The sequence below is a fragment of the Flavobacteriales bacterium genome (genome assembly GCA_013214975.1).
GTDB lineage: Bacteria > Bacteroidota > Bacteroidia > DT-38 > DT-38 > DT-38.
In genome coordinates, this window is sequence record JABSPR010000375.1 from 1 (window position 1) to 3,784 (window position 3,784).

2 protein-coding genes are annotated in these 3,784 nt (G+C 38.3%); one reads left to right on the forward strand and one right to left on the reverse strand.

Going from position 1 to position 3,784, the window contains the following annotated elements; translation table 11 throughout:
* Positions 1-91 precede the first annotated feature (91 nt).
* Complete coding sequence (locus HRT72_11965; GenBank protein ID NQY68420.1) at positions 92-1,036, reverse strand: EamA family transporter; 945 nt, start codon at positions 1,034-1,036, stop codon at positions 92-94.
* Positions 1,037-1,616: 580 nt separating this feature from the next.
* On the opposite strand from HRT72_11965, the gene HRT72_11970 reads away from it, so the two are divergent.
* The coding region (locus tag HRT72_11970; GenBank protein NQY68421.1) for an FAD-dependent oxidoreductase at positions 1,617-3,784 on the forward strand (2,168 nt) is incomplete at its 3' end.

The window sequence follows — 3,784 nt, forward strand, 5'->3', positions numbered from 1 at the left end:
AACCCCTGAAAATGAGGTAAAAAAAAGGCCATCTGTAATAACAGATGGCCTTTTAATACTAAAATCAGTAAATTAATGAGCTAACTCATTCTTACAAACCTAATAATGTTTCAACAGATCCTGTACATAACATGATACCTGTCATGATAACTCCAATAGCCATCCAGTGGAAAGGAATTATTCTTTCTTTCAAGAATATATAAGCAAATCCTAATGTGATCATTGGGTATGCTGCACCTATAGCAGCAATTAAACCACCGTTTTGTGCACCGCCATCAGCATTATAAGCTAGCATATTACATGCATTTCCAACTGCGAATAAAACCATAGGAAGAACAGCCAATTTAAGACCTTCCATATCGTGCTTATCACCTTTCCCAGCAATTAGAGCAAACGGGATTAATATTATAGCATCTCCTATTACAGATAAAATTAATTGTTTAGTTCCATCAGCTCCTGGCAAACTAGCTACTTCACTTGTAGAATAACCTAAACAAGCAAATGCAAATCCCCAACCTAGTGCTGCTGTAATAGCTAGAGGAATCCAATACTTTGCAACAACGTGCGAATTATCAACAGAATCATCTACGTCTGATGCTGGCGTGTATCCTAATAAAACACAACCGGCAACTACAGCTATACCTCCTATCCACATAATAGTAGTTGCTTCTTGACCAATCCATAAGTACAATACTCCCATTACAATCGCTGGGTAAGCTGCTGCCACAGTTCCAACAATCGCGATTGGTGCGTATCTAATACATACAAAATAAGCTGCCCATGCAATACCGTCTAATACGTAAGAGAATATCCCCCAAAACGTAAAGGCTCCCGCAAACTCACCAGTCTCCGTATAAAATGGGTTTGGTGCTCCCCAGTATAACCATAAGGCAATGTTCACAAAAGAAACTGCAAACACGAAATACAAACAAAACTTTGTACCCGATACATCATTAATATACTTTTTTGTAAATCCTTGACCAAAGCCCCATCCGAACATAGCGCCAAAAGCCAATAACATCCATGCAGATATCATATCTTAACTTTTTAAAATTGTGCGAGGAATTTCCCTCAATAATTGCTTGCTGTTTAATCAATAGCACTAAACCTCAGCGCTAACTCGGCGAATATCGTGAAATATTCGAAATCAGCAAATCAAATTAGGTATAGGTTGTTAACAGCAATAATTAATAATAATGATCTTCTTTAGTGATAGATTAACATACCATACATATATAATGTGTGGATAATTAATTTGCCGCAACTACTGTTAAAACAAAAGTCTTAGGGCCTACTTTATATATAGATTCCAGGTGCGTTAATAACTGGTTAATTTTTTCTCCTATTTTTTTTTACAATTGAATAATATATTTATTTACATTTGCTCCCGAAATCGGCAACACGACTGACGTAGATGGCTACATCGCTATAATTGAGCTACTTAATTAAAGCAAAGCCCTGAACAAAGTAATTGAACGTTGATTTCTAGTTGATTATATTACGTTAGAATAATTTGTTTTTTGATTAATTAGCAGTAGAATTGTCGTCCTTTTGGATTGTACGAAGAAAGGCGATACTTATATAAAAGAATAAAACAGTATTAATAAATTTAGAAAATGGCAGACTTACCCAAGCACGCTCGTGTTGTAATTATTGGAGGAGGAATTATAGGTTGTAGCACAGCTTATCACCTTACTAAATTGGGATGGAAGGATATAGTAATAGTTGAACGTAAGAAAGTAGCCTCAGGAACATCTTGGGCAGCTTCTGGTTTAGTTGGTCAGTTATGGGCCGATGAAGCACTTACAAGGCTAGCTAAATACGGTACTGAACTTTTTGAAGGTTTAGAAGCCGATACTGGCCAGGCAACTGGATGGCAAAAAACAGGCTCATTAAGAGTAGCTCACTCACAACATAGAGTGCATGAATTTGACAGATCTATGGATCTGGCTAACTCATTCGGTATTGAAATGGAAAGGATTTCTTTGGAAGAAGCGAAAAATCATTTTCCATTAATGGATACGGATGATTTGAAAGCAGCTTGGTACCAACCAAACGACGGCTTTACTAATCCAGAAGATACTACACAAGCTTTAGCAAAAGGTGCTCGTCAAGGTGGTGCTTTAATAGTGCAAGATTGTGAGGTAACAAAAATATTCAAGAAAGATGGTGCAGTAACTGGTGTTCAAACTAGCCAAGGAGACATCGATTGTGAATTCGTAGTATGTTGCGCTGGGATGTGGGGAACTAAAATCGGTAAGATGGTTGGTGTTACTCTTCCTGTACATGCCGCAGAGCATATGCACATGACTACTAATCCGATTGAAGGTTGTCCTAAATTATTCCCTTATTTGAGAGACATGGACAAATGCATTTATATCAGACCAGAAGGTGGCGGTCTTTTATTAGGTGGATTTGAACCTGTAGCTAAACCATGGGGTGCTAAAGGTGTTCCAGATGATTTTGAATTTACTCAACTACAAGAAGATTGGGATCAATTCGAATTGTTCTTAGAGAATGCTGTAGACATTGTACCTGCCTTCGCGGAAGCTGAGGTAAACAACTTAACTACTGTTCCAGAAAGTTTCACACCAGATTGCTTATTCATGTTAGGTGAAGCTCCTGGTGTTAAGAATTTCTTTGTTGCAAACGGAATGAACTCTGTAGGTATTTCATCTTCAGGTGGTGCTGGCAAGGCATTAGCTCAATGGATGGATCAAGGTTACCCAGAAGAAGATTTATGGCCAGTAGATGTTAGAAGATTCGACTCTTGGGCAAACAACCAAAATTTCTTAACTGAAAGAGCATACGAAGCAACTGGTATGTTGTATTGGGATCACTTCCCTTTCAGACAGCCAGAAACAGGTAGAAATGTAAGAAGAACTCCTATTCATGATAGATTAGCAGCGCAAGGTGCTGTATTTGGTCAAGTTCAAGGTTGGGAAAGAGCTAACTGGTTCGCCAATGAAGGACAAGAACCGAAGTATGAGTACGCTTGGGGAAAACAAAACTGGTTCGACAACTGTGGTGCAGAACTAAAAGCGATGCGTGAAGGCGTTGGAATGTATGAATTAAGTTCTTTAGCCAAGTTTATGGTGGAAGGAAAAGATGCAATGTCAGAATTGCAGAGAATTTGTGCAAACAATGTTGAAGTACCAGTTGGGAAAGTGGTTTACACGCAAATGTGTAACGAACGTGGTGGTATTGAATCTGATATAACCGTAACTAGAATTGGAGAAGAGAAATTCTTTTTAGCTACTCCTGGTGCTACTGGTACAAGAGATATGGACTGGATCAAAAGGAACATGAATCCGGATGCCAGAGCAATAGCATATGATGTAACTAATACTTACACGATGCTTGCTGTAATGGGACCAAAATCTAGAGAATTACTTCAAGAAATTTGCCCACAAGATTTATCTAATGAAGGCTTCCCATTTGGAACATCTGGTCAATTAGATGTTGGTTTAGGAAAACCATTCGCAATCCGTTTATCATTTGTTGGTGAACTAGGTTGGGAGCTTTATTGCCCAGTAGAACAAACATTAGCTGTTTATGAAGCTATCATGAAAGTTGGTCCTAAGTACGGTCTTAAACTAGTTGGTATGCACGCTGTTGATTGTGGTCGTTTAGAGAAAGGATACAAACATTGGGGTTCTGATATTACAACGGATGACACTCCTGTTGAAGCGGCATTAGGATTTGCTGTAAACTATAACTGTGGTGACTTTATAGGTAGAGATGCATTAGTTGCTCAAAAAGAAAGAGGTCATAGAAGAAGATT